The sequence below is a fragment of the Stutzerimonas stutzeri genome, from assembly GCF_019090095.1.
In the GTDB taxonomy this organism is placed as follows: Bacteria; Pseudomonadota; Gammaproteobacteria; order Pseudomonadales; family Pseudomonadaceae; genus Stutzerimonas; species Stutzerimonas stutzeri_AN.
On the sequence record NZ_JAGQFP010000001.1, the window covers coordinates 1232093 to 1257816 of the forward strand.

16 protein-coding genes and 1 tRNA gene are annotated in these 25724 nt (G+C 62.8%); 8 read left to right on the forward strand and 9 right to left on the reverse strand.

Going from position 1 to position 25724, the window contains the following annotated elements; all coding sequences use genetic code 11:
• Positions 1 to 3: 3 nt before the first annotated feature.
• Positions 4 to 2151, reverse strand: coding sequence for a fatty acid oxidation complex subunit alpha FadB (gene fadB / locus KVO92_RS05295; RefSeq protein WP_217474587.1), 2148 nt, complete (start codon positions 2149 to 2151; stop codon positions 4 to 6).
• A gap of 458 nt (positions 2152 to 2609) precedes the next feature.
• Between fadB and KVO92_RS05300 the strand changes: the two genes are divergently transcribed.
• A complete protein-coding gene (locus KVO92_RS05300; RefSeq protein ID WP_217474588.1) occupies positions 2610 to 4637 on the forward strand; it encodes a S9 family peptidase in 2028 nt (675 codons plus the stop codon).
• 128 nt (positions 4638 to 4765) lie between these two features.
• Positions 4766 to 5113 (forward strand): YgaP family membrane protein, encoded by a 348-nt coding sequence (locus KVO92_RS05305; RefSeq protein ID WP_217474589.1) that lies wholly within the window; start codon positions 4766 to 4768, stop codon positions 5111 to 5113.
• Positions 5114 to 7340: 2227 nt separating this feature from the next.
• Here KVO92_RS05305 and KVO92_RS05310 read toward each other — a convergent pair.
• The 5 genes from KVO92_RS05310 to KVO92_RS05330 all read right to left on the reverse strand — a co-directional run bounded on the left by KVO92_RS05310 (position 7341) and on the right by KVO92_RS05330 (position 12157).
• Positions 7341 to 8366 carry a succinylglutamate desuccinylase gene (locus KVO92_RS05310; RefSeq protein ID WP_217474590.1) on the reverse strand — a complete coding sequence of 342 codons (1026 nt, stop codon included), beginning with the start codon at positions 8364 to 8366 and terminating at the stop codon, positions 7341 to 7343.
• Positions 8338 to 8625, reverse strand: coding sequence for a topoisomerase II (locus KVO92_RS05315; protein ID WP_217474591.1), 288 nt, complete (start codon positions 8623 to 8625; stop codon positions 8338 to 8340). Before KVO92_RS05315 ends, KVO92_RS05310 begins: the two co-directional genes overlap by 29 nt.
• 65 nt (positions 8626 to 8690) lie before the next feature.
• On the reverse strand, positions 8691 to 9911 hold the full coding sequence (locus KVO92_RS05320; protein WP_217474592.1) for an aspartate aminotransferase family protein: 1221 nt from the start codon (positions 9909 to 9911) through the stop codon (positions 8691 to 8693).
• 118 nt (positions 9912 to 10029) lie between these two features.
• Positions 10030 to 10725 carry a crotonase/enoyl-CoA hydratase family protein gene (locus KVO92_RS05325; protein WP_217474593.1) on the reverse strand — a complete coding sequence of 232 codons (696 nt, stop codon included), beginning with the start codon at positions 10723 to 10725 and terminating at the stop codon, positions 10030 to 10032.
• 127 nt (positions 10726 to 10852) lie between these two features.
• Positions 10853 to 12157: an HD-GYP domain-containing protein gene (locus KVO92_RS05330; protein WP_217474594.1), complete on the reverse strand. Its 1305-nt coding sequence runs from the start codon at positions 12155 to 12157 to the stop codon at positions 10853 to 10855.
• Positions 12158 to 12393: 236 nt separating this feature from the next.
• Between KVO92_RS05330 and KVO92_RS05335 the strand changes: the two genes are divergently transcribed.
• The 3 genes from KVO92_RS05335 to KVO92_RS05345 all read left to right on the forward strand — a co-directional run bounded on the left by KVO92_RS05335 (position 12394) and on the right by KVO92_RS05345 (position 16166).
• Positions 12394 to 12483, forward strand: a tRNA-Ser gene (locus KVO92_RS05335).
• A 2053-nt stretch (positions 12484 to 14536) separates the two neighbouring features.
• Positions 14537 to 14890 (forward strand): rhodanese-like domain-containing protein, encoded by a 354-nt coding sequence (locus KVO92_RS05340; RefSeq protein WP_217474595.1) that lies wholly within the window; start codon positions 14537 to 14539, stop codon positions 14888 to 14890.
• Positions 14891 to 15041: 151 nt separating this feature from the next.
• The gene (locus KVO92_RS05345; RefSeq protein WP_217474596.1) at positions 15042 to 16166 is read left to right on the forward strand and encodes a mechanosensitive ion channel family protein; all 1125 of its coding nucleotides are present in this window, start codon (positions 15042 to 15044) and stop codon (positions 16164 to 16166) included.
• Between the two features lie 47 nt (positions 16167 to 16213).
• Here KVO92_RS05345 and acs read toward each other — a convergent pair whose 3' ends face one another.
• The gene (gene acs, locus KVO92_RS05350; protein ID WP_217474597.1) at positions 16214 to 18169 is read right to left on the reverse strand and encodes an acetate--CoA ligase; all 1956 of its coding nucleotides are present in this window, start codon (positions 18167 to 18169) and stop codon (positions 16214 to 16216) included.
• Positions 18170 to 18419: 250 nt separating this feature from the next.
• On the opposite strand from acs, the gene KVO92_RS05355 reads away from it, so the two are divergent.
• Positions 18420 to 19745, forward strand: coding sequence for a DUF2254 domain-containing protein (locus KVO92_RS05355; protein ID WP_217474598.1), 1326 nt, complete (start codon positions 18420 to 18422; stop codon positions 19743 to 19745).
• 898 nt (positions 19746 to 20643) lie between these two features.
• On the opposite strand, the gene KVO92_RS05360 is transcribed toward KVO92_RS05355, so the two are convergent.
• Entirely contained in the window at positions 20644 to 21645 is a 1002-nt protein-coding gene (locus KVO92_RS05360) for a TRAP transporter substrate-binding protein (RefSeq protein ID WP_217474599.1), read from the reverse strand.
• 147 nt (positions 21646 to 21792) lie between these two features.
• Complete coding sequence (locus KVO92_RS05365) at positions 21793 to 22692, reverse strand: LysR family transcriptional regulator (protein WP_217474600.1); 900 nt, start codon at positions 22690 to 22692, stop codon at positions 21793 to 21795.
• A gap of 175 nt (positions 22693 to 22867) precedes the next feature.
• Between KVO92_RS05365 and KVO92_RS05370 the strand changes: the two genes are divergently transcribed.
• Together KVO92_RS05370 and KVO92_RS05375 are read left to right on the forward strand one after the other, a co-directional pair.
• The gene (locus KVO92_RS05370) at positions 22868 to 24070 is read left to right on the forward strand and encodes a CaiB/BaiF CoA transferase family protein (RefSeq protein ID WP_217474601.1); all 1203 of its coding nucleotides are present in this window, start codon (positions 22868 to 22870) and stop codon (positions 24068 to 24070) included.
• A gap of 626 nt (positions 24071 to 24696) precedes the next feature.
• A complete protein-coding gene (locus tag KVO92_RS05375; RefSeq protein ID WP_217474602.1) occupies positions 24697 to 25632 on the forward strand; it encodes a hydroxymethylglutaryl-CoA lyase in 936 nt (311 codons plus the stop codon).
• The last annotated feature ends 92 nt before the right edge of the window (positions 25633 to 25724 follow it).

The window sequence follows — 25724 nt, forward strand, 5'->3', positions numbered from 1 at the left end:
CGATTAACCGTAGAAGCGCTGGCCGTTGGCAGCCATCTCACGCAGCTTCGCAGTCGGGTGGTACAGCGGCCCCAGGTCGGCATACTTGTCGGCCATCGCGACGAATTCGGCGACGCCGATCGAATCGATGTAGCGCAACGCACCACCACGGAAGGGTGGGAAGCCGATGCCGTAGATCAAGCCCATGTCGGCTTCGGCAGCTGTTTCGACGATGTTGTCTTCCAAGCACCGAACGGTTTCCAGGCACAGCGGGATCATCATGTAGTTGATGATGTCCTCGTCGGACAGCTCGCGGGTCTCGCTGACGATTGGCTTGAGCAGCTCATAGGCCTGGGGATCGACCACCTTCTTCGGCTTGCCCTTCTTGTCCATCTCGTAGGCGTAGAAGCCCTTGCCGTTCTTCTGACCGAGGCGGTTGGCCTCATACATGACGTCAACAGCGGTCTTGCTGTCGTCCTTCATGCGGTCCGGGAAGCCTTCGGCCATCACGTCACGGCCGTGGTGGCCGGTGTCCATGCCGACGACGTCCATCAGGTACGCCGGGCCCATGGGCCAGCCGAACTTCTCCATCACTTTGTCGGCGCGAACGAAGTCGACGCCATGGGCGATGGCGCGAGCGAAGCCGCCGAAGTACGGGAACAGTACGCGGTTGACCAGGAAGCCTGGGCAATCGTTGACCACGACCGGGCTCTTGCCCATCTTCTTGGCGTAGGCGACGGTGGTGGCGATAGCGGTTTCACTGGTCTTCTCACCACGAATGACTTCCACCAGCGGCATCATGTGCACCGGGTTGAAGAAGTGCATGCCGCAGAAGTTTTCCGGCCGCTTGAGCGCCTGCGCCAGGTAGCTAATGGAGATGGTAGAGGTGTTGGAAGCGATGATCGCGTCTTCGCGAACGTGGCCTTCCACCTCGGCCAGCACGGCGTGCTTGACCTTCGGGTTCTCGACCACGGCTTCGACGACGATGTCGACGTTGCCGAAATCACCGTAGGACATGGTCGGGCGGATCGCGTTGAGCGCCTGAGCCATCTTGTCAGCGGTCAGACGGCCTTTCTCGACACGCTTGCCGAGCAGCTTGGACGCCTCGTCCAGCCCCATCTGGATACCCTCTTCGCGGATATCCTTCATCAGGATCGGCGTGCCCTTGACAGCCGACTGGTAGGCGATGCCGCCGCCCATGATGCCGGCGCCCAGTACCGCAGCCAGTTTCACGTCGCGGGCCTGCTTGTCGTAGGCCTTGGCCTTCTTCTTCAGTTCCTGATCGCTGAGGAACAGACCGACCAGGCTCTGCGCAACCGAGGTCTTGGCCAGTTTGACGAAGCCCGCGGCCTCGACTTCGATAGCCTTGTCACGGCCGAAGTTGGCCGCTTTCTGGATGGTCTTGATCGCTTCGACCGGGGCCGGGTAGTTCGGACCCGCCTGCCCGGCAACGAAGCCCTTGGAGGTTTCGAAGGCCATCATCTGCTCGATGGCGTTGAGCTTGAGCTTGTCCAGCTTGGGCTGACGCTTGGCCTTGTAATCCAGCTCACCGGAGATGGCGCGCTTGATCAGGTCCAGAGCAGCGTCCTGCAGCTTCTCAGGGGCGACCACGGCATCGACCGCACGCACCTTTAGGGCGTCTTCAGCGCGGTTTTCCTTGCCCGAGGCAATCCACTCGACAGCGTTGTCCACACCGATCAGGCGCGGCAGACGAACGGTGCCGCCGAAGCCCGGGTAGATGCCCAGCTTCACTTCCGGCAGACCAACCTTGGCGGTGGTGGACATGACGCGGTAGTCGGCAGCCATGCACATCTCGAAACCGCCACCCAGGGCGATGCCGTTGATGGCGGCCACGGTGGGCACGCCCAGGTCTTCGAAATCGCTGAAGATCTTGTTCGCTTCGAGGTTGCCGGCGACCAGCTCTTCGTCCGGCAGCTTGAAGTTGTCGACGAACTCGGTGATGTCGGCGCCGACGATGAACACGTCCTTGCCGCTGGTGACGATGACGCCCTTCACCGAGCTGTCGGCCTTGATGGCATCGACGGCCTGGCGCAGGTCGTTGAGGGTGAGGCGATTGAACTTGTTGACGGACTCACCCTTGAGGTCGAAATTCAATTCGACGATGCCGCTCTCAAGAGCCTTAACCGTGATGGCTTTACCTTCGTAAATCATCAACTGATCTCCACGGTATGGAAGCTGAACGTTACGTGTCGCACGTCATCGGTCCTCAGACCGTCACCGCTGCGGCGTAGCGACGCCCGGTGAAACGACACCCACCGACACGATAAACCGGGCTGACGGCGCTTGCGTGGCAAACGCTCGATTCATACGCCCGTTTGATTTGGGTGAGCACACCTTCATGGAAAAGCGATGCAATGTCAATCGGCTGGCCGATCCAGACCACCACCTTCCTTCGCGGTCCGATCAATAAGCCTAGTCAAGACCCGCCATGTTGCAGCCGGATGGGCCTGGCTTCATCGCATTGTCGGCCATTCATATCGCTGATCGGCGCCGGCTGGCCGGTGAACCCCGCCCGCGCGTCATCGTCACAAACCGGTGGGGCAGGCGTACACTCGTGCCCGCCCATCGTACAGCTGCGCCCGCTCGCGGCCTCTTCACAGGAGTCATGCATGCCTGCCCCCATTGCCCGCGCCGATCAAGGTCAAGATCCGTACAAGTGGCTGGAGAACCGCGACGCACCTGAGGTGCTCGACTACCTGAAGGCGGAAAATGCCTACCTGGACAGTCAACTGGCAGAGCAGGCAGATTTGCGCGAGGCGTTGTTCCAGGAAATCAAAGGCCGTATTCGCGAGACGGACCTGTCGCTGCCCTCGCCGTGGGGCCCATGGCTGTACTACCAACGCACCACGGCGGGCGACGAATACCCACGCCACTACCGCTGCCCGCGACCAGCCGACGGCTCGCTCGACGTCGACGAGCATGCCGAGCAACTGCTGCTCGATCCAAACGAATTGGCCGCTGGTGGCTTCCTGTCACTCGGCGCCTTCACCATCAGCCAGGACCACAGCAAGCTGGCCTACAGCCTCGACACCCAGGGCGACGAAATCTACCGATTGTTCGTCAAGGACCTGAGCACAGGCGAGGTCATCGCCCTGCCCTTCGACGATTGCGACGGCAGCCTGACCTGGGCCAACGATCATCAGACGCTGTTCTTCGGCGAACTCGATGAGACCCACCGCCCACACAAGATCTACCGCCATCGGCTGGGCGAAAGCGGCCGCACGGAGGTCTACCACGACCCGGACGGGCGCTTTTTCGTGCATTGCTACCGCGCCAGCTCCGAGCGCCAATTGGTGATCCTGTCCAACAGCAAGACCACCAGCGAAGCCTGGGTTCTATCGGCGGATCAACCCGAAGGACGCTGGACCTGCCTCGCGCCGCGCGAGGACGATCATGAGTATTTCCCCGATCACAGTCTGCTCGACGGCCAGTGGAGCTGGCTGATCCGCAGCAACCAGGCCGGCATCAACTTCGCGCTGTATCAGGCACCGGAAAGCACGCCGCAACGCGAGCATTGGCAGGAACTGATCGGCCATCGCGATGCGGTGATGCTCGAGGACGTCAGCCTGAACGCCAGCGCAGTCACGCTGAGCCTGCGCGAAGCGGGCTTGCCGATCATCGAGGTAAGGCCCTCGGCCGGCGAACCCTACCGGCTACAGCTGCCCGATGCGGCCTACAGCCTGCACGTACACAACACGCTCGAGTTCGACAGCCCTGTCATCCGGCTGCGCTACGAAGCCCTGAACCGCCCGGCGCAGATCCGCCAGCTGAGTCTGGCCAATGGCGAGCAGCAAGTCCTCAAGGAAACCCCGGTCGAAGGCCCGTTCGATGCCGATGCCTACGAGAGCCGCCGCATCTGGGCCACCGCCGCGGACGGCACGCAGGTGCCGATCAGCCTGGTCGGCCGTCGCGAGCACTTCGGCAAGCCCGCTCCCCTCTACCTGTACGGCTACGGCGCCTACGGGCACAGTCTCGACCCCTGGTTCTCCCACGCACGGCTGTCGCTGCTCGACCGTGGTTTCGTCTTCGCGATCGCCCACGTGCGGGGCGGTGGGGATCTGGGCGAAGCCTGGTATCGCGCCGGCAAGCTGGAGCATAAACCCAACACCTTCAACGACTTCATCGCCTGCGCCGAGACATTGATCGCCGAGGGCTACACCGAGCCCGCTCGACTCGCTATCAGCGGCGGCAGCGCCGGTGGCCTTCTCATCGGCGCCGTGCTCAACCTGCAGCCCGAGCTGTTCGGCGCCGCGATCGCCGAAGTGCCTTTCGTCGACGTGTTGAACACCATGCTCAACGCTGACCTGCCGTTGACCGTCACCGAATACGACGAATGGGGCGATCCGAACCAGCCCGACGTCCACGAGCGTATCAAGGCCTATGCGCCGTACGAGAACGTGCAGGCCCGGGCCTACCCGCCGATCCTCGCGGTGGCCGGCTATAACGACAGCCGGGTGCAGTACTGGGAAGCGGCGAAGTGGGTCGCCAAGCTGCGCGCCAGCAAGACAGACGACAACCTGCTACTGCTCAAGACCGAGTTCGGCGCCGGGCATGGCGGTATGAGCGGTCGCTATCAGGCGCTCAAGGACGTCGCACTCGAATACGCCTTCGTGCTCAAGGTATTCGGCATGGCCTAGCGTCAGGTGGGTGCAGCATGCGGCACCGCTGGCGCATTGGCAGGCACGGATGCCTCCGCCGACTTACGGTCGGAACGGCGCCCTGCCCGCCACTGTCAGTCTCATATCACCGTTTGGAGTGAAATGACATGAACAGGACATCGCAGAACGTGCATGGCTGGGAGCGCACCGCCTCGGTCATCGGCGGGCTTTATTTTGTCGGCAAAGGGCTTGGACGGGGCGGTTTAGGCGGACTGATCCAACTGGCAATGGGCGGTATGGCTCTGGCGCGCGGGTTCACCGGCCACTGCGAAGCCAAGCGCGTGCTTTGCGAAGTGAGCGAGCATGCCAGGATGGCCGAAGGCAACTCCAGAAGCATGCCGCTCGAGCGCAGTGAAGCCGACGATGTGCGCCTGAAAACCAACGCCCAGGCGGCTACCGCTACAGCGACCGTGACCGGCAACGACTCGCTCGACAACCCGCCAGCGGGCGTCTGATCAGGCAAAGCACTCACCTCGCGGCTTTTGTAGGAGGCGCGCCCCTACGCCGAATTCGGGCGTAATGCCCCCGAAAGAGCAACAGCTTCGCCCCGGGGGCGGGGCTCCTACAAAAGCGCGAAAAAGCGCGAAAGGCCCCGGCTCACGGCATCTTGTGGGAGGCGCACCCCCGCGCCGAATTCGGGCGTAATGCCCCCGAAAGAGCAACAGCTTCGCCCCGGGTCGGGGCTCCTACAAAAGCGCGAAAAAGCGCGAAAGGCACCGACTCGCGGCGTCTTGTGGGAGGCGCGACCCCGCGCCGAATACGGGCGCCATGCCCGCGGAAGAGCAAAGGCTTCGCCCCGGGTCGGGGCTCCTACAAAGGTGCGCAAGGCACTCGCGGCGTCTTGTGGGAGGCGCGACCCCGCGCCGAATGCGGGCGTCATGCCCGCGGAAGAGCTAAGGCTTCGCCTCGGGTCGGGGCTCCTACAAAAACGCGAAAGGCACCGACTCACGGCATCTTGTGGGAGGCGCGACCTCGCGCCGAATGCGGGCGTCATGCCCCCGAAAGAGCAACAGCTTCGCCCCGGGTCGGGGCTCCTACAAAAGCGCGAAAGGCACCGACTCACGGCGTCTTGTGGGAGGCACGACCCCGCGCCGAATGCGGGCGTCATGCCCCGAAAGAGCAAAGGCTTCGCCCCGGGTCGGGGCTCCTACAAAAGCGCGAAAGGCACCGGCTCACGGCATCTTGTGGGAGGCGCGACCTCGCGCCGAATGCGGGCGTCATGCCCCCGAAAGAGCAAAGGCTTCGCCCCGGGGCGGGGTTCCTACAAAGGCGCGAAAGGCACCGACTCGCGGCGTTTTGTGGAGGCGCGACCTCGTGCCGAATACCCCGCGGAAGAGCAAAGGCTTCGCCCCGGGTCGGGGCTCCTACAAAAGCGCGAAAGGCACCGACTCACGGCATCTTGTGGGAGGCGCGACCTCGCGCCGAATGCGGGCGTCATGCCCCCGAAAGAGCAAAGGCTTCGCCCCGGGGCGGGGTTCCTACAAAGGCGCGAAAGGCACCGACTCACGGCATCTTGTGGGAGGCGCGACCCCGCGCCGAATGCGGGCGTCATGCCCCCGAACGAGCAAAGGCTTCGCCCCGGGTCGGGGCTCCTACAAAGGTGCGCAAGGCACTCGCGGCGTCTTGTGGGAGGCGCACCCCCGCGCCGAATTCGGGCGTCATGCCCCCGAACGAGCAAAGGCTTCGCCCCGGGTCGGGGCTCCTACAAAGGTGCGCAAGGCACTCGCGGCGTCTTGTGGGAGGCGCACCCCCGCGCCGAATTCGGGCGTAATGCCCCCGAAAGAGCAACAGCTTCGCCCCGGGTCGGGGCTCCTACAAAAGCGCGAAAGGCACCGACTCACGGCATCTTGTGGGAGGCGCGACCTCGCGCCGAATACGGGCGTCATGCCCGCGGAAGAGCTAAGGCTTCGCCCCGGGTCGGGGCTCCTACAAAAGCGCGAAAGGCACCGACTCACGGCGTCTTGTGGGAGGCACGACCCCGCGCCGAAGACGGGCGTCATGCCCGCGGAAGAACAACAGCTTCGCCCCGGGTCGGGGCTCCTACAAAAGCGCGAAAGGCACCGGCTCGCGGCGTCTTGTGGGAGGCGCAACCCTGCGCCGAGTACGGGCGTCATGCCTGCGGAACAGCAAAGGCTTCGCCCCGGGTCGGGGCTCCTACAAAAGCGCGAAAGGCACCGGCTCGCGGCGTCTTGTGGGAGGCGCGACCCCGCGCCGAATACGGGCGTCATGCCCGCGGAAGAGCAAAGGCTTCGCCCCGCGTCGGGGCTCCTACAAAGGCGCGAAAGGCACCGACTCACGGCATCTTGTGGGAGGCGCGCCCCCGCGCCGAGTACGGGCGTCATGCCTGCGGAACAGCAAAGGCTTCGCCCCGGGTCGGGGCTCCTACAAAAACGCGAAAGGCACCGACTCGCGGCGTCTTGTGGGAGGAGCGACCTCGCGCCGAATGCGGGCGTCATGCCCCCGAAAGAGCAAAGGCTTCGACCCGGGGGCGGGGCTCCTACAAAAGCGCGAAAGGCACCGACTCACTGCATCTTGTGGGAGGCGCGACTCCGCGCCGAATGCGGGCGTGATGTACCCGCGGAAGAGCAAAGGCTTCGCCCCGGGGCGGGGCTCCTACAAAGGCGCGCAAGAGCCACCACCGCCTTGCACAGAACCGCCAATACGAGGCCCGGACCTCCCCATTCAGTCGCGCGGCACCACGATCAACCCGGCGCGCTCGCCGATCGCGACGTCGGCGAGTGGAAACAGAATATGCGCGTCTGGCTCCTCGGCGACCCACCGGACGCCACCCTCGTCCTCTGCCAGCAACATTCCCGGTGGCAATAGGGTGAAATTCTCGATATCGGCTGGCAGGCGCAGGACAAATGCCTCGCTACGCTTGATGATTTCCCGCGCCAACCGGAACGCCCTCAACGGCCGCGACAGCTGCGTCTGCTCAGGGGGGCTCACCTCGATCCACTGGCGGGCCGCCTGTAGGAAATCATCGAGGCACTGCGGCCATGTCCCGTCAGGCGCTTCGGCCATTTCCAGCGTGAACGCCTCGGCAGCGTGGCGAGTGGCGGTATGGGCGCTAAACGTCGCGGAAGGTTTCTGCTGCAACAACACGGCATCTACTGCAGCCTGGCGCAACCGCAGCAGACTCTCGGCGGATGCTTCGCGATCCGGCATCCACGGGCACACGGCGAACTGCGGCAACTTCGATGCGCGCATGGCCGAATGCAGATCGTAGTGCCAACGACGTCGGGTTGGATCGCGAAAGAACCCGGCGACCCAAGCTTCCAGCTGCGCGGCGCGGCGAGCCTCGTCGGAGGCATCACCCGCATGCTTGCCGCAGAACAGCCGATTCAGGTCCTGACCGATCCGGCGCACCCCCTGGCGCATCGCCGGCGGGTTGCAGAACAGCAGCAACAGGCGGGCACGGGGACGGATCTCGCCATGCCCAATTGCGCGTATCAGGCGATCGAGCAGCGTGATCGGGACGAGCTCGCAGCCGTGTACGCCTGCCGACACGATCAAATCAAGACCGGCGTCCTGACCAGGCGGCGGCGTAACTTCCAGCGCGCCCTCACCCAGCCACTGCAGCCTGACACCCTCAGCCGTGAGGTGAACTTTCTGATCGGGCTCGCGCCCGGCCAGCGTCAGCTCCAGCAGTTGGCCGAGGACCGGCGTGGCGGAGTCGTCAGTGGTCGTGATTACAGTCGGGCCCATGCACGTGATCGTCTTCGACGGCTTCGACCGGCTCCATCTCCAGCTCGAGGCTGACCAGGTTGGTCGCCAACGGACGCAGCAGCAAATTGGCGTATTCGGTATCACCGTCTTCAACATCGACACCGATCATCAACTGGTTGTTGCCGACCTGTTGAATCCAGACCTCCCGTCCCTGCCACATCACGGCAAACCGGGTGCAGGAAGTCTCCAGTTGGGTGCCGTCTACATCTTCCAGAATCAGTTGCAGGCTATCGCTCATGGTCATTTTCTCGATAGGGGAACGAGGCAGGACGGATGACGTCCTGCCATGGATAACGGCCGTGCTCAGGCCTGGGTCAGTTTGGCCGCGGCGCGATCGAAACGGGCGAGGCCTTCGGCAATGTCGGCCTCTTCGATGATCAAGCTCGGCGCCAGGCGGATCACGTCGGGACCGGCCTGCAGAATCATCAGCGCCTCCCGCTCCGCGGCATCGAAGATATCCCGCGCGCGGCCCTTCCAGGCGTCATTCAGCACACAGCCGATCAGCAGGCCCATGCCACGCACCTGACTGAACAACCCGTGGCGCTGGCCGATCTCCAGCAGACCTTGCTTGAAGCGCTCATGGCGCGCCTTGACCCCACCGAGCACTTCCGGCGTATTGACGATATCGACCACCGCCTCGGCCACTGCGCAGGCCAGCGGATTGCCGCCGTAGGTCGTGCCGTGGGTACCGACGCTGAAATGGGCGGCGATCTCGTTGGTGGTCAGCATCAAACCGATCGGGAAGCCGCCGCCGAGACTCTTGGCGTTGGTCAGGATGTCCGGCGTGACGCCGTAGTTCATGTAGGCGTACAGCTCACCGGTGCGCCCCATCCCTGTTTGCACTTCGTCCATGATCAGCAGCGCGTTGTGCTGATCACAGAGTTTGCGCGCGCCCTCCAGGTACGCCTGGTCGGCTGGCAGAACACCGCTCTCGCCCTGGATCGGCTCCAGTACCACGGCACAGGTCTTGTCTGAAATAGCCGCCGCGAGCGCGTCGAGGTCGTTGTACGGAACGTGGCTGATGCCTTCGATCTTCGGTCCGAAACCGTCGGAATATTTCGGCTGGCCACCCACCGTCACGGTGAACAGGGTCCGGCCGTGGAAACTGTTCACAGCGGAGATGATCTCGTGCTTCTGCGCACCGTGCTTGTCATGGGCGTAACGACGGGCCAACTTGAATGCCGCCTCGTTGGCTTCGGCGCCCGAATTGCAGAAAAACGCGCGGTCGGCAAAGGTCGCCGCGGTGAGCTTCTTGGCCAGGCGTAGCGCAGGTTCGTTGGTGAAGATGTTGGAAATATGCCAGAGCTTGCTCGCCTGCTCGGTGAGCGCGGCCACCAATGCCGGATGCGCGTGGCCAAGCACGTTGACGGCGATACCACCGGTGAAGTCAATCAGCTCTCGCCCGCTCTGATCCCAGACTCGCGAGCCCTCGCCGCGCACAGGTATGAAGGCGGCAGGTGCAAAAGTGGGAACGATAACCTGGTCGAAATCGGCGCGTTCTACCGGGGTGTGCGGGGCGGACATCAGGACTCTCCTGCGATACGGCACTCATGGAATGAAAAACGCCCCACCGTGGCGGGGCGTTGCAGGCTCAGTTTAAACGCAGGCCCGCCGAGAATGGACGGTCCAGCGAAAATTCTCTTCAAGGCACGATCGAGTGCTGCTGGTCCAGTTCGATGGCGCGGTCCAGTGTCTCGAGCAGCGTCTTGCGCGCTTTGAGCTTGGTGTTCTTGTGGGCCGTCATGTTGATTTTCTTCAACTGGGCCGCTGTGGTCTTGGCCACCTCCATCAGCTCGCCGGCCGGAACGATCTTGTCCAGGAAGCCGGCGTCCAGTGCCGCCTGTGGGTTGAAGATCTCGCCATTGATCACCGAGCGATGGAAAGCGGGTTTGGTCAGGCGATCGCGCGCCACTTCGATACCGGAGTGGTGCATGGTCATGCCGATCTGGACCTCGTTGAGGCCGATGTTGAACGCCCCTTCCACACCGATACGATAGTCAGCCGACAGCAGCAGGAAAGCACCCTTGGCGATGGCGTGCCCTGGGCACGCGACAATGATCGGGAAAGGATGAGCCAGCATCCGTCGAGTGAACGTCGAGCCAACCGTGACCAGCGCGATGGCGTTTTCCGGACTCGAGGTCATGACCTTGAGGTCGTAGCCACCGGAAAGGATCCCCGGCTGGCCCGTGAGAATCACGACGGCACGGTCTTGCTCGGCGCGATCGAAAGCCGCGTTGAGCGCGTCGAACATCACCGGAGACAACGCGTTGACCTTGCCATTGTTCAGGGTCAGGGTGGCGATGCCGTCTTCGAGTTCGTAAGAAACCAGATCACTCATGACGAATATTCCTTGTTAGAAGTGCGCTGACGTTACCCAGCACGCCCCGTCAGGTAAAGCGTCGTGACTGACCGGTGAGTCATGAAACGCAGCCGAATCGCGGCCCAACCAGGGCAGCCTGACGCCCTCAGGCTTCCGGTTCTTCCGGCTCGAGCTCGAGCACTGCGAACAGCTCTGGATGCAAGATCGACTGCAACTGGGGATCGGCGATATACAGACCGTAGGAGCCGTCGGCTATACCGAGGCTGATCCGATAAGGCGTGCCCTCGACGTCGACGGTCAACTGGGAAAGATCCAGGTAGCGCGGCTCGCAGGGTGCCTTGTTCGCGTCGCGCAGCACCACCACCTTTGGCCGCAAATGCAGCTGGGGGTGCTTTTCCAGCACGAGGGCGACTTCGCCGGTATGCAGCTCCACCAGCGTGCCCACCGGAAAGACGCCGAGCCAGCGAATGAATTCGTGTACCAGGGCACCATCGAACTGCTTGTCGGCACCGCTGCGCAGCACGTCATAGGCCGTCTGAATCGGCCTCGCATCGTCGTAGGCGCGATGGCTGGTGATGGCATCGAAGGCATCGACAATGGTGACCACCCGCGTGATGAACGGAATCTGATACGCATCGAGCCCCTGCGGATAGCCCTTGCCGTCGAGCCGTTCGTGATGCCCGTGAGCCGCCTGGACGGCAGCGGCGGGAATGTCGTCCTGGCTGCACAGCGCCTGGTAACCGAAGCTCGGGTGCAGCTTGATATGTTCGAACTCGGCCTGGGTCAGCTTGCCCGGCTTATTGAGGATAGCCGGATCGATCTTCATCTTGCCGACGTCGTGCAGCAAACCGGCTAGCCCGAGCAGCTCGATCTTCTCGTCGGGCAGGCCGAGATGCGTACCGAAACCCATCGCCAAAATGGAGACGGACAAGCAATGCAGGCTGGTGTAGATATCCTGTGACTTCAAGCGCGCCAGCCAGAGCATGGCGCTCTCGTTGCGCAGCATGCTTTCGAGATTTCGCTTGACCAGCGCCTGACAGGCCTTGGTGTCGATCGGCCGCCCATGCTGAACATCCGACAGCACCTGATCGAGCGCCAACGCGCTGCTGCGATAGGCCTCCTGCGCTTCCTGGACCTCGAGTGCGAGCGGGATACGCGTCATCGTGCGCGTCACGCGCAGCGGCGTCGCCGAGGGTACGATCACCTGGCCCTGATCGAGCATCACCCGCCGGGTATCGTCGACGAAGACATAATCGCAGCGCTCTCGCACCGCCTGGATATGCTCGATCTTGAGCAGCGGAAAGCCCTGAAACAGGAAGTCAGTCTGACGCCATGGCCGGTCCAGCTCGCATATATACATGCCGAGTTCCAGATGGCTGACGTGTAGACGCCGTTTCGTGGCGACCTCCACCACGTCTGGACGCTTACGCTTGCTTTTGAATAACTTCATCAAGCCATTTCCCGGCTCTACATATTCACAAAAGGTAACTGCGCTGGCGCTGGCGCTGGCACCATTTCCATAGGCGTTCGAACGCTAGAACAACGAGAGGTTCATTGCCATAGCCACTCAGCCGGTTTTCCAACGGTGCCTTAACCGCATGAAAAAACTGAAAAAACTTTTGCCATAGGCAAGCACTTCGGCTACATTAGCGCGCCTCGACGGACTTCAAACCTCCGCCGAGATCCGGTGAGGTGTCCGAGCGGTTGAAGGAGCACGCCTGGAAAGTGTGTATACGAGAAATCGTATCGAGGGTTCGAATCCCTCCCTCACCGCCAGATCCCCTACAAGGCCCCGTTTATCGGGGCTTTGTTGTTTCTGCCTATTGGCTTTCGCAGACCGACGCGTGCCCAATGTGTTGGGCTCGCTCTTCAACCGAAGGCGCAGCCGCGCTCGTTACTCTGGATGTTCCGATTTCACCCGCCGCTGACGCAGGCAGGTCGGGCGGCGTTTCCATTCGCTCCACCCTTTGAGCGAACGCAACGACGCGGGGACCGATCGCTCACCTTTAAAATGCTGTATTGGAGGTGACCTGACGAACGGTCGGGACCGAATCGACGCTCGTTTCGCCCCGCGGCTAATACAAGTGGGTGTCGATCGAAAAACAGAGCTTCGCCCCGAGGTTCGGGCTCACAGAAGCGCACCGTTTTTGTAGGAGGCGCGACCCCGCGGCGAATGCGGGCTTCCTGCCCGCCCAAAAGCAAAAGCTTCGCCCCGAGGTCGGGGCTCCCACAGGAAGGGCCAAAAGCTCCACCCCGAGATCGGGACTCCACACAAGCGCCACTCGCACCGCTTTTGTAGGAGGCGCGATCCCGCGCCGAAGGCGGGCTTTCTGCCCGCCCAAAGCAAAAGCTTCGCCCCGAGATCGGGGCTCCCACAGGAAGGGCCAAAAGCTCCAACCCGAGATCGGGACTCCACAGAAGCGCTACCCGCACCGCTTTTGTAGGAGGCGCGACCCCGCGCCGAAGGCGGGCTTTCTGCCCGCCCAGAAGCAAAAGCTTCGCCCCGAGGTCGGGGCTCCCACAGGAAGGGCAAAAAGCTCCAACCCGAGATCAGGGCTTCCACAAAACCGCTACCCGCACCGCTTTTGTAGGAGGCGCGACCCCGCGCCGAATGCGGGCTTTCTGCCCGCCCAAAGCAAAAGCTTCGCCCCGAGGTCGGGGCTCCCACAGGAAAGGCCAAAAGCTTCACCCCAGCTCGGGCTTCCACAAAACCGCTACCCGCACCGCTTTTGTAGGAGGCGCGACCCCGCGCCGAATGCGGGCTTTCTGCCCGCCCAAAGCAAAAGCTTCGCCCCGAGGTCGGGGCTCCCACAGGAAGGGCCAAAAGCTCCAACCCGAGATCAGGGCTTCCACAAAACCGCTACCCACACCGCTTTTGTAGGAGGCGCGACCCCGCGCCGAAGGCGGGCTTTCTGCCCGCCCAAAGCAAAAGCTTCGCCCCGAGGTCGGGACTCCCACAGGAAGGGCCAAAAGCTTCGCCCCGAGGTCGGGGCTCCCACAGAACCGCTACCCACACCGCTTTATAGGAGGCGCGACCCCGCGCCGAAGGCGGGCTTTCTGCCCGCCCAGAAGCAAAAGCTTCGCCCCGAGGTCGGGGCTCCCACAGGAAGGGCCAAAAGCTCCAACCCGAGATCAGGGCTTCCACAAAACCGCTACCCGCACCGCTTTTGTAGGAGGCGCGACCCCGCGCCGAAGGCGGGCTTTCTGCCCGCCCAAAAGCAAAAGCTTCGCCTTGCGGTCGGGGCTCCCACAGGAAGGGCCAAAAGCTCCAACCCGAGATCAGGGCTTCCACAAAACCGCTACCCGCACCGCTTTTGTAGGAGGCGCGACCCCGCGCCGAGTGCGGGCTTTCTGCCCGCCCAGAAGCAAAAGCTTCGCCCCGAGGTCGGGGCTCCCACAGGAAGGGCCAAAAGCTTCGCCCCGAGGTCGGTGCTCCCACAGGAAAGAGGTCGGGGCTTCCACAGAAAGGTCGACAAGCAAGTCTTCACCGAACCGCTGGCCCATATATTGCTTTAGCAAAGGCAACGCTCTGTTCAGAAATCGGTCCTTCGGCCGAGCATGTCTGGAAAGCGGACCAGACCTCTGCTACTCGCCAGGGCATTTTCACTGCGCTTCCTTTCGAGGCGCGCCCCCTAACCGGCAAGGCGCAATGACTCATCCAATCAAACGGAGGGCTTGGCGTCAGAACAAGAAAAGGCCGCTACTATGTTCAAACAAAAGAAAGTCAGGCAGGCAACCTTCATCCTCGTGGCTACCGCAGTCATCTTGATCCTGCCGAATCTGACCCGCTTGATCAGCTAGCCTGCAGCGGGGAATCCGGAGAAGTCGTATGCATCGTGTGTTTTGGTTGCTGATGGCGATGACCGGCACCGTGCTGGGCGGTCAGATCGATCGACCCGCCGCGTTGTCGGCCCTGGAGCGTCCTGATGTCGTTCTGCTCGACGTCCGCACCGCGGAGGAATACGCCGACGGCGCGCTGCCTGGCGCTACACGGATCGAAACCCAGGATCTCGCCGCGCGCATCGCCAGCGTCGCACCCGACAAAGACGCACCGGTGGTGGTCTATTGCCGCAGCGGCAGGCGCTCGTCCGCCGCGCAGGACCTTTTGCAAGACATGGGCTATCGCCAGGTCATCAACGCCGGTGGTTATGACGATCTAAAGGACGTCGTCCCGTCTCGCTGACCTGCCCATATCCGCCTCGCCGACCGCCCGATCGCTTCAACTGACTCATCAGCCCTTCGCCTATCGCGGGAACTAATGCGCAGCCGTGGCTACCGAAAAAGGAGCCATTGCTCAAGCGCTTGGTCGCGCGTACTCCGGAGGAATCCAGCCGATGAATTGGGATGTGATGTTGAATGAACGGCTTTGGATCAATATCGCCATAATCGCTGGCGTCACGATCGTCAGCTATCTGATCCTGCAGGCCGTTTTACGGATCATCACCAACCGCCTGCGAAAAATGGCCAAGGGCTCGAAGAGCGGCTTTGTGGCCATTGCCGCCGAGATGCTCAGCCGCACCAGCCATCTGCTCTTGATTGCGCTGTCGCTGTTGATCGCGCTGAAGGTCGTCGAACTGCCGACGCGCTGGGAACTGGCCATGTCGCACGGCTGGTTCATCGCCTTGGCGTTCCAGATCGCGCTCTGGATGGATACCGCCGTTCGCTTGTGGATGGAAAGCCTGACCCGCGACGGTAAAGCGCGAAACCCGGTTACCACGACGATCATCGGCATCATGATTCGCATCGTCATCTGGACGATGATGCTGCTGTCGATCCTGGCCAACCTGGGCGTGGACATCACCGCCATGGTCGCCAGCCTCGGCGTTGGCGGTATCGCCATTGCCCTGGCCGTCCAGACGCTGCTCAGTGATATCTTCGCATCCCTGTCCATCGGCGTGGACAAGCCCTTCGAGATCGGTGATTTCGTCGTGTTTGGCAGCGTCGCGGGCAACATCGAACACATCGGCCTGAAGACCACACGCATCCGCGCCCTGAGCGGCGAGCAAATCGTCTGCGCCAACGCCGACCTGCTCAAGCAGATCCTGCACAACTACAAACGCATGAACACCCGACGCATCGTGTTCAAATTCGGCATCACCTACAACACGCCGTCGGACAAGGTGCGCGAGGTGTCAGCCCTGGTGAAGCGAATCATCGATGGGCTGGATAACGCCAAGTTCGACCGCGCACATTTTCTCGCCTTCGACGACAGCCAGCTCACCTTCGAGGTCGTCTACATCATGCAGGTGTCGGACTACAACGCGTACATGGATACCCAGCAGGAGATCAACCTGCGGTTGCTCGACGGGATTCGTGAGATGGGCGTTCAGTTCGCCTTCCCGACCCGCAGTGTGGAGTTCATTGGCGGCAGCTTTCCGGAACTGACGGTGGCGGGCGTACCGAAGGAAACGCCCGCTGCCAACCAGCAACAAGCGCCTAGCGCTTTGCCGAACAGTTGATGACAGTGGTAGCGCCGCCATCTCTGGCGGCGCTACCAAGGTTCAGCTCAACGCAGGCGCATCTGCTTGTGAGTCTCGATCAGTTGCGGCACGACGCCCGGGTCCGCCAGCGTCGAGATATCACCCAGGGCGTCATATTCGTCGGTGGCAATCTTGCGCAGGATACGCCGCATGATCTTGCCCGAACGCGTCTTCGGTAAGCCCGGCGCCCACTGGATGACATCCGGCACGGCAATCGGCCCGATCTCCTTGCGCACCCACTGCTGCAGCTCCTGACGCAGCTGTTCGGACGGCTCCTCACCCGCCAGCAACGTCACATACACGTAGATCCCCTGCCCCTTGAGCGGATGCGGCACGCCCACGACCGCCGCTTCGGCCACCTTGCGGTGGGCGACCATGGCGCTCTCGATTTCCGCGGTGCCCATGCGGTGGCCGGACACGTTCAACACGTCATCCACCCGGCCAGTGATCCAGTAGTAGCCATCCTCGTCGCGGCGCGCGCCGTCGCCAGTGAAATACATGCCGCGGAAGGTCTTGAAGTAGGTGTCGACGAAGCGATCGTGGTCGCGATAGATGCTGCGCATCTGCCCCGGCCAGGAGTCGAGGATGACCAGATTGCCTTCGGTGGCGCCTTCGAGCAGGTTGCCGAGGTTGTCCACCAGGCCGGGAACCACGCCGAAGAACGGCCGCGTCGCGGAGCCAGGTTTCAGCGCCGTCGCGCCAGGCAGCGGGCTAATCAGGATGCCGCCCGTCTCGGTCTGCCACCAGGTGTCGACGATCGGGCAGCGTGACTGGCCGACCGTTTCGTAATACCAGTGCCAGGCTTCGGGGTTGATCGGCTCACCCACTGAACCAAGCAGTCGCAGGCTCGAGCCGTCTGCGCCCTCCATGGCCGCACTCCCCTCGGCCATCATCGAGCGGATCGCCGTGGGCGCGGTATAGAGGATATTCACCTTGTGCTTGTCGACGATCTGGCCGACCCGCTTGATGTCCGGATAGTTGGGGACGCCTTCGAACATCAGCGTGGTCGCACCGTTGGCCAGCGGTCCGTAGATGATGTAGCTGTGCCCGGTAATCCAGCCGACATCAGCGGTACACCAATAGATCTCGCCAGGCCGGTAGTCGAAGACCCGCTCATGAGTCAGTGCGGCATACAGCAAGTAGCCGCCTGAGGTATGCATCACACCCTTCGGCTTGCCAGTCGAGCCGGAGGTATAAAGGATGAACAGCGGCTCCTCGGCGCCCATTTCTTTCGGCGCGCAGACATCGCCGGCCACTCGCATCAGATCGTCGTACCAGATATCGCGATGCTCGTGCCAGCGGATGTCTCCGCCGGTACGGCGCACCACGATGATCTTCTGCACGCAATTGGTCTGCGGGTTGGTCAACGCTTCATCGACGTTAGCTTTCAGAGGAATACGCTTGCCGCCACGCAACCCCTCGTTGGCGGTGATCACCACCTTGGAGCTGCCGTCGATGATGCGACCCGCCAGGGCCTCCGGGGAAAACCCGCCGAACACCACGGAGTGGATGGCACCGATGCGCGCGCAGGCCAGCATGGCGACCGCTACCTCGGGAATCATCGGCATATAGATGGTCACCACATCGCCCCGATGCACGTCCTGCCCGCGCAATGCGTTGGCGAACTTGCTAACTTCGTGATGCAGCTCGCGATAGGTGATGTGGCGGTGCTCGGACGGATCGTCTCCTTCCCAGATGATCGCGACCTCGTCGCCCCGCGTTTCGAGGTGACGGTCCAGGCAATTGGCCGACACGTTCAGCGTGCCATCGGCAAACCAGCGGATATCGACGTGGTGATCATCGAAAGAGGTTTGCTTGACCCGCGAAAATGGTTTTATCCAGTCGATACGCTCCGCCTGCTCGCGCCAAAAGCCGTCAGGATTGACCACCGACTGTTGATACATGGCTTTGTAGGCGGCCTCGTCGGTCAGCGACCGAGCCGCAACTTCCGGTTTCACGGGGTACAGGGACGCAGCACTCATTGGCAATACCTCAATCGTCGGTCTTTTTATCTTTTTGAATAACCCTGTCCACAGGCGTCCATGCGAATCACACCGAGCGCCTGGCGACTCCACGTTCGAGCGACGCGGGGTCGAAGCGTTCCGCTGGCTTGCGAGCCTTCAAGAACTGACTTTCCACTAGAGCATAGACCCTTCGGCCGAGGCGTACTTCGACGTCCGTTGTGGTCCTAGAATATTCAGGGCCAGTGCTCGCCGTCCCGGGAACTCGCGGATGTCAGATCCAGCCAACGTCTTCTTTCGTGTCGCTGAACGCATCAGGGGGAGCATCGCCCTCTATCCGGTCCTGATTCCGGCTGCCTATGCCGCGCTGGCTGTGCTGGTGCTGGCATTCGAGTCGACCGGCGCTGCCGCAGCCCTGCGCGACAAGCTCCCGCCAGGTCTGATCGATGCCGACAACAGCCGTGAAATCCTCGGCACGCTGATCACCGGCATCATCTCCCTGACCGTGTTCAGCTTTTCCATGGTGATGGTCGTGCTCAATGGTGCCGCTGCGCGCCTGTCACCGCGGGTGTTGCCCGGGCTGGTCAGTGACACGCGCAATCAGGTGATCCTGGGCATCTACCTGGGCAGCATCGTCTATTTCCTGCTGATGATCGGCACCCTGAACAAGAACGACCCGGCCAGCGTTCCGGCACTCGGCCTGCTGCTGGCGTTGCTGTTCGGCATGGTATGCATGGCGTTGTTCGTCGTTTTCATTCGCTCGGTATCTCAATCGATTCAGGTCGACTGGATCCTCAGTCAGCTCTACGGCGATGCATTGGCCAATCTCGAGAAGCGCCGTCGACGTATCACCGGGATCGCCGAGCCGCCCGACGCAGGCGACTGGTGGTGTCTGCCTGCCATCCGGCCCGGCTACCTGCGCGAAGTAAACGAACGTCGGTTGGGCAAACTCATGGGCAAACGCGACCTGATGGCCGTAATCCAGGTCGAGCCAGGATTCTTTCTGATCGAGGGCCACCCGTTGATCAAGTTCAGCGAGCCGCTGAACGATGCCGAGGCGGCCGAAGTACTCGATTGCTTCGACTTTCATGACCGGGAATTCGCTGGCGCCAACGTCGCCTATGGCATGCGCCAGATATCCGAAATTGCCGTCAAGGCCATCAGCCCGGCCATCAACGACCCTGGTACGGCGATACGGGCAATCAACCTGCTCGGCGTTCTGCTGAAGCGGCTCGGCGGCGTGCCGACGTTCGATATCGGCTGCATCGACGGCCAGGCGCGCCTGTTCTATCCGCAACCGGGCATGACGCTTTTGCTACAGACCGTAATCGCCCCGATCCGCATCTACGCCGGCCATGATCCGCAGGTGCTGATCACGCTGCTGCGCTGCCTGAAGAATGCCCTGCATGGCGACCCGAGCGACGCACAGCTCGACGCCTTTCGGGAGGAAATTCATGCCCTGCGCGACGAAGCCGACGCGAAGATCGAAAACCCACGCGACCGCCGCGCCATCAACGAAGAGCTCGAACGGCTGCTGCAGACCCAGGGCGCACGATGGGCGTCACGTCCTGGAGCAGAACTTCTGCCGTTAAGCTGACGACGCGCGCTCGCTACGGAAAGAGCTTGTTGCGGTCCTGTGAGGCCCCGATCTCGGGCAAAAGTCTGCCCTTTGCTCTGGGAGCCCCGACCTCGAGCAAAAGCCTGCCCTTTGCTGTGGGAGCCCCGACCTCGAGCAAAAGCCTGCCCTTTGCTGTGGGAGCCCCGACCTCGCGGCGAAGCTTTTGCTCTTGAGCGGGCAGAAAGCCCGCCTTCGGCGCGGGGTCGCGCCTCCTACAACAGCTGTGCGAGCGGTGCTTTGGCTGTTCTGTGAGGCCTCGATCTCGGGCAAAGGTCTGCCCTTTGCTGTGGGAGCCCCGACCTCGGGCAAAAGCCTAGCCTTGCTGTGGGAGCCCCGACCTCGGGCAAACGCCTGCCCTTTGCTGTGGGAGCCCCGACCCCGGGGCGAAGCTTTTGCTCTTGAGCGGGCTGAACGTCCGCCTTCGGCGCGGGGTCGCGCCTCCTACAGCAGCTGTGCGAGCGGTGCTTTGGCTGTTCTGTGAGGCCTCGCTCTCGGGCAAAGGTCTGCCCTTTGTAGTGGGAGCCCCGACCTCGGGCAAAAGCCTGCCCTTTCAGTGGGAGCCCCGACCTCGGGGCGAAGCTTTTGCTCTTGAGCGGGCAGAAAGCCCGCATTCGGCGCGGGGTCGCGCCTCCTACAACAGCTGTGCGAGCGGTGCTTTGGCTGTTCTGTGAGGCCTCGCTCTCGGGCAAAGGTCTGCCCTTTGTTGTGAGGCCCCGACCTCGGGCAAAAGCCTGCCCTTTCAGTGGGAGCCCCGACCTCGGGGCGAAGCTTTTGCTCTTGAGCGGGCAGAAAGCCCGCCTTCGGCGCGGGGTCGCGCCTCCTACAACAGCTGTGCGAGCGGTGCTTTGGCTGTTCTGGAGGCGCATAGCGGTAGCGTTTACTGCGCGTGGTTCGCCGCCTCGGCGGCCTCGATCAGGTCGGTGCCGATTTCCGCCTCGAACTTTTTCCAGGCCGGGCGTACCGCGTCGCGCCAGGCGTTGCGTTGCTCTTCGGTGAGCACCAGGATTTCGCTCTTGCCGGTATCGATGATGTTCTGCTTCGCCTTCTCGTTCAGGGCCTCAGCCTGGCGGTTCACCTCGACGGTCACCTCCTCGATGATCTGCTCCAGCTCGGTGCGCACCGGCGCCGGCAAGCTGTTCCAGAACTGGGTATTGGTGATCAGCAGATAGTTGCCGATGCCATGGTTGGACTCGGTCATGTACTTCTGCACTTCGTAGTACTTCTGGCTGTAGATGTTCGACCAGGGATTGTCCTGGGCATTGACCACGCCGGTCTGCAGGCCCTGGTAGATCTCGGCGAAGGCCATCTTGCGCGGCACCGCGCGCAGTGCGGTGTACTGGGCTGCCTGCAAATCCGAGGGCTGCACGCGGAATTTCAGCCCACGCGCATCGGCCGGCTCGCGCAGTGGCTTGTTCGCGGTGAACTGGCGCATACCGTTGAGCCAATAAGCCAGCCCGGTGATGCCCTTGTCTTCCATCGACTTGAGCATGGCCTTGCCCTTGTCCGACTGCTGGAAGCGTTGCGCCGCGGCGACGTCATCGAAGAGGAACATCAGATCGAACAGCTGCAATTGCTTGGTGTATTGCTCCAGCTTCGATGGCGCCGGAGCGAGCATCTGCACCTCATTGAGCAGCAAGGCTTCCATTTCCTTGCCATCGCCATACAGCGACGAGTTGGGATACACCTCCACCTTCACCTGATCCGGCAGACGCTCTTCCACCAGCTTCTTGAACAGCAACGCACCCTGCCCCTTCGGCGTGCTGTCGGCGGTGATGTGGGAGAACTTGATCAGAATCGGATCGGCAGCCTGCGCGGCGAAAACGCTGAACAGGGCCGAAGCGGCGAGCAGCCGGGTGATACCACGGGTAAGTCGTGCCATGGAAAAGCTCCATTTTGTAGTTGTGTGAGCCGAATAGCCGGTCCGACTCTACCCCGCAGTCCTTGGCAGACGACATTCATATTTGGCCAAGCTAGGCTTCGCTTTCGACGAAGGCAGCGGCTTGGTCACGCCGCATTTCGGCGCTTCTCAGTGGTTGCCTTCGCGGCCGGTGAGGTGTTCGAGCATCTGGCGCGCCGTCACCGACAGGCTCTCCAGGTTACGCACACCAATCTTCAACTCACGCCGCGCCCAGGCGTCGGTCAGCGGGACAACTGCCACATCCAACGCCGGCAGATAGTTGCGGACCACCTTTTCCGGCAACACGCCGATTCCCATGCCGGTATGGATCATTCGGCAGATGGCTTCAAAGCTACGCACCTGGATGCGCAGACGCAGCGGCGTACCCACCTGCAACGCGGCCTGCTGCAGCAGGGCATGCAGCGAGGCGTCCTGTTGCAGGCCGATGAAATCGAAGCCGGCGGCGTCCCGTAGCGCAAGGCGTTGCCGCGAGGCCAGTGGGTGTTCGCGGGGCGTGACCAGCACCAGGCTGTCTTCGCGATAGCCGAACACCTGGAGGTCGTCGGCTGGCATATGCCCCGCGAAGATGCCGATGTCGGTCAAGCCTTCGCGCAAGGCACGCAGGGTATCGCTGCTGACGCGCTCCTCCAGATCGATCTTGACTTCCGGGTGCAGCCGCGCGAAATCACTGAGGTGCTCCGGCAGGAACTCGATCACCGCCGAGGTGTTGGCATGGATACGGACATGCCCTTTCACGCCCTGGCTGAATTCGCTGAGATCGGCATCCATCTGCTGCAGCCCGTCGAGCAGGTTGCGCGCATGGTGCAGCAACGCATGGCCCGCGGGCGTCAGCTCGACGCCCTTGGGCTGGCGATAGAGCAGGCTCACATCGAGCTGGCCCTCGAGGTCACTGATGCGCTTGCTCACCGCCGCGAGCGCCAAGTGTTCGCGCTCGGCAGCGCGGGTAAGGCTGCGCTCGTCGGCTACGGCGACGAACAGGCGCAGGGTAACGAAATCGACACGCCGCATGGTTGCCTCTCGGATTCGCAGGTTACGAAGCGATCACCATAAACCGCCTGCAACGGAAAGGCATCAACCAGCAGCCTTCGTGCTTCACGAAACCAGCCTTGGTTATTCAGCAATTGTCCGCCACGCGGCGCTCGGTCATCCTGCGCACATGATTCGACCCGGTACAGGTGTTGCGATGAACGAACAGAATGGAAACGGCTTGCCGCTGCACGGCCTCAAGGTCATCGAAATGGGCCAGCTGATCGCCGGCCCCTTCGCCAGCAAGATGCTCGGCGAATTCGGCGCCGAGGTGATCAAGATCGAACCGCCGGGGGTGGGCGATCCGCTGCGCAAATGGCGCAAGCTCAAGGACGGTACGTCGCTGTGGTGGCACGTGCAGTCGCGCAACAAGCAATCCGTCACGCTGGACCTGAAGGCCGCCGAGGGCCAGCAGATCGTCCGTCAGCTGGTCGCCGAGGCCGATGTACTGGTGGAAAACTTTCGCCCCGGCACACTCGAAGGCTGGGGCCTGGGCTGGGACGAACTGTCCAAACTCAACCCGCGGCTGATCATGCTGCGCATTTCCGGCTACGGTCAGACCGGCCCCTACCGCGACCTGCCCGGCTTCGGTGTGATCGGCGAGGCCATGGGTGGGCTGCGCCACCTGTCCGGCTATCCAGGCCAGCCGCCGGTGCGCGTAGGCATCAGCATTGGTGATTCGCTGTCGTCGTTGTATGGCGTGATCGGCGTGCTGCTCGCCCTGCAGGAACGCAACCGCAGCGGCAAAGGCCAGGAAATCGACGTCGCGCTGTACGAATCGGTGTTCGCCATGATGGAAAGCCTGGTGCCCGAATACGATGCCTTCGGCTATGTGCGCGAACCGGCCGGCAGCGCCTTGCCCGGCATCACGCCGTCCAACTCCTACCTGTGCAATGACGGCGCCTACGTATTGATCGCCGGTAATGGCGACAGTATCTACAAGCGCCTGATGACCCTCATGGGCCGCCAGGACCTGGCCGAGGATCCGCGTTTCGCGCACAACGACGGTCGCGCCCAGCACGCCGAACTGATCGATGCGGCCATCGGTGAATGGACCATCCAGCACAGCCGCGACGAAGTCATCGAAGCACTGAAAGCGGCCCGCGTCCCGGCGGGCTACCCCTACACCGCCGCGGATATCGTCAAGGACCCGCATTACCTGGCGCGACAGATGATCGAGCAGGTACAGACCTTCGCCGGCCCTCTCAAGGTCCCAGGCGTGCTACCCAAACTCAGCCGTACCCCCGGCCGTATCGGCGCTGGCGGCCCGCAATTAGGCGAGCACACCGAAGACGTTCTGGCGGGCCTCGGCCTGACCGAAGCGCAACGCCAGGGGCTGCGCGATAGAGGAGTTATCTGAGCATTCCAGACGCTGCGCACAACGCTTTTGGTTTTTTGTGGGAGCCCCGACTCTGGGGCGAAGCTTTGGCGCTTCTGTGGGAGCCCCGACCCCGGGGCGAAGCTTTGGCGCTTCTGTGGGAGCCCCGACCCCGGGGCGAAGCTGTTGCTTTTGAGCAGGCCAAACGCCCGCCTTCGGCGCGGGGTCGCGCCTCCTACAAAGGCCGTGCGGGTGCCGCTTTGGCGCTTCTGTGGGAGCCCCGACCCCGGGGCGAAGCTGTTGCTTTTGAGCGGGCCAAACGCCCGCATTCGGCGCGGGGTCGCGCCTCCTACAAAGGCCGTGCGGGTGCCGCTTTGGCGCTTCTGTGGGAGCCCCGACCCCGGGGCGAAGCTGTTGCTTTTGTGCGGGCCGAACGCCCGCATTCGGCGCGGGGTCGCGCCTCCTACAAAAGCTGTGCGGGTGCCGCTTTGGCGCTTCCGTGGGAGCCCCGACCCCGGGGCGAAGCTGTTGCTTTTGTGCGGGCCGAACGCCCGCCTTTGGCGCGGGGTCGCGCCTCCTACAAAAGCCGTTTTACCCGGTGGCAAAGCCCTCCGGTCGCGACTCACACCATGAACTAAACGCAGCCTTGCCACCCAATGGAGATCACCATGACGAAACGCCTCTATATCCAGGACGTCGCAACGCGCGATGGCTTTCAGATCGAGCCGAACTTCATTTCCACCGAAGACAAGATCGCCTTGATTGACCGCCTCTCGGAAACCGGACTGGCCAAGATCGAGGTCACCTCCTTCACCTCGCCCAAGGCCATCCCCAACCTGCGCGATGCCGAAGATGTGATGCGCGGGATCCGCCGTGCACCCGGTGTCGAATACACCGTGCTAGCCCCCAACGTCAGGGGCTGCGAGCGCGCCCTCGCCTGCAATGTGGATGAGATCAACCTGGTGATGTCCGCCAGCGACACACACGGCATGGCCAATCTACGCATGACACCGGAGCAATCGCTGGCCCAGTTTCGCGAGATCATCGAGGTGACGCGCGGCAGCGAGGTATTCATCAACGCCTCGCTGTCCACGGCCTTCGGCTGCCCGTTCGAGGGCGAGGTGCCCGAAGCGCGGGTTCATGAACTGATCCAACGCCTGCTGGACATCGGCGTGCAGGGCATCACCCTGTGCGACACCACCGGCATGGCCGATCCGGCACAGGTCGAACGCCTTTGCCGCCACGCAACGACCCGCTGGGCAGACGCGGTATTCACCGCGCACTTCCACAACACCCGAGGCATGGGCCTGGCCAACGCACTGGCTGCGCTGAACGCCGGTATCGACCGCTTCGATGCCTCGCTCGGCGGCCTGGGCGGCTGCCCCTACGCACCCGGCGCCAGCGGCAACATCTGTACCGAGGATCTGGTGCACATGTTCCAGCGCATGGGCCTGGATACCGGCGTCGATCTGGACCGCTTGCTGCAATGTGCCGCCAGCCTGCCCGAGCTGGTCGGCCATGAGGTTCCGGGCGCTGTGCTCAAGGCAGGTAAAGCCGACCGCCGCTACCCAAAACCGAAGTGGATGGACGGGCCAGACCGATAGGCGCTTTTTTGTAGGAGCCGCGCCCCGCGGCGAACACGGGCTTCCTACTCACCCAAGAGCCAAACGCTTCGCCCCGGGGTCGGGCCTCCCAC

Excerpts from the sequence above, each read along its gene's own strand:
- KVO92_RS05340 (WP_217474595.1), top strand. The coding sequence starts at position 14,537 with ATGCATCGTGTGTTTTGGTTGCTGATGGCGATGACCGGCACCGTGCTG.
- KVO92_RS05370 (WP_217474601.1), top strand. The coding sequence starts at position 22,868 with ATGAACGAACAGAATGGAAACGGCTTGCCGCTGCACGGCCTCAAGGTC.
- KVO92_RS05315 (WP_217474591.1), bottom strand. The coding sequence starts at position 8,625 with ATGAGCGATAGCCTGCAACTGATTCTGGAAGATGTAGACGGCACCCAA.
- KVO92_RS05355 (WP_217474598.1), top strand. The coding sequence starts at position 18,420 with ATGTCAGATCCAGCCAACGTCTTCTTTCGTGTCGCTGAACGCATCAGG.
- KVO92_RS05375 (WP_217474602.1), top strand. The coding sequence starts at position 24,697 with ATGACGAAACGCCTCTATATCCAGGACGTCGCAACGCGCGATGGCTTT.
- KVO92_RS05300 (WP_217474588.1), top strand. The coding sequence starts at position 2,610 with ATGCCTGCCCCCATTGCCCGCGCCGATCAAGGTCAAGATCCGTACAAG.
- KVO92_RS05345 (WP_217474596.1), top strand. The coding sequence starts at position 15,042 with ATGAATTGGGATGTGATGTTGAATGAACGGCTTTGGATCAATATCGCC.
- fadB (WP_217474587.1), bottom strand. The coding sequence starts at position 2,151 with ATGATTTACGAAGGTAAAGCCATCACGGTTAAGGCTCTTGAGAGCGGC.
- KVO92_RS05310 (WP_217474590.1), bottom strand. The coding sequence starts at position 8,366 with ATGGGCCCGACTGTAATCACGACCACTGACGACTCCGCCACGCCGGTC.
- KVO92_RS05365 (WP_217474600.1), bottom strand. The coding sequence starts at position 22,692 with ATGCGGCGTGTCGATTTCGTTACCCTGCGCCTGTTCGTCGCCGTAGCC.
- KVO92_RS05325 (WP_217474593.1), bottom strand. The coding sequence starts at position 10,725 with ATGAGTGATCTGGTTTCTTACGAACTCGAAGACGGCATCGCCACCCTG.
- KVO92_RS05330 (WP_217474594.1), bottom strand. The coding sequence starts at position 12,157 with ATGAAGTTATTCAAAAGCAAGCGTAAGCGTCCAGACGTGGTGGAGGTC.
- KVO92_RS05320 (WP_217474592.1), bottom strand. The coding sequence starts at position 9,911 with ATGTCCGCCCCGCACACCCCGGTAGAACGCGCCGATTTCGACCAGGTT.
- KVO92_RS05360 (WP_217474599.1), bottom strand. The coding sequence starts at position 21,645 with ATGGCACGACTTACCCGTGGTATCACCCGGCTGCTCGCCGCTTCGGCC.
- KVO92_RS05305 (WP_217474589.1), top strand. The coding sequence starts at position 4,766 with ATGAACAGGACATCGCAGAACGTGCATGGCTGGGAGCGCACCGCCTCG.
- acs (WP_217474597.1), bottom strand. The coding sequence starts at position 18,169 with ATGAGTGCTGCGTCCCTGTACCCCGTGAAACCGGAAGTTGCGGCTCGG.